A 530-nucleotide genomic window follows, 5' to 3' on the forward strand; every position below is an offset into this window, starting at 1 on the left:
GGAAGTCATTGCTTTTGAAACATCTTCCAGTCCCAACCAAGAATTAATCTGCAGAACGATCCGGTCTGCCCAACAAAATAGAAAACTGAAAAACCTGGAAGGTGTGCTCATTCACAGTGATCGGGGGAGTGTCTATCGCTCCCTTTCCTACCATGAATTAAGCGAAGAACTTGGATTTACCCCCAGTATGTCGCGCAAGGCCAATTGCTGGGACAATGCGGTCATTGAAAGTTTCTTTTCGCACCTGAAAGTTGAATATCCGTTGTTCTGCTCTGATATGACTCTTGAGACCTGCAGGCAGGATTTGCTCTCTTATATCAGCTATTTTAATGAAAGAAGAATCCAGAAAAAGCTTGGTTATGTCGCTCCTAAAACCTATCTAAAAAACTTTAAAAAAGCAGCTTAGCCAGAGAGTTCGGAGCCACAGCGACAGCTGCCTGCCGTTGACTGCAGTGCCCGATTCTTGGCATGCGCCGGAAGGGGACGGGGCCCCGCCGACGAATGCCTAGCATCGGCTTGTCCGTGTTATC

Annotated in this window: 1 protein-coding gene; it reads left to right on the plus strand. The window is 47.4% G+C overall.

The window, feature by feature from the left end:
* On the plus strand, positions 1–406 hold a 406-nt coding region (locus ACFSCZ_RS17955), incomplete at its 5' end, for a transposase (protein ID WP_380775935.1).
* Between the last annotated feature and the right edge of the window lie 124 nt (positions 407–530).

This window comes from Siminovitchia sediminis, assembly GCF_042680885.1.
Classification (GTDB): domain Bacteria; phylum Bacillota; class Bacilli; order Bacillales; family Bacillaceae_C; genus Siminovitchia; species Siminovitchia sediminis.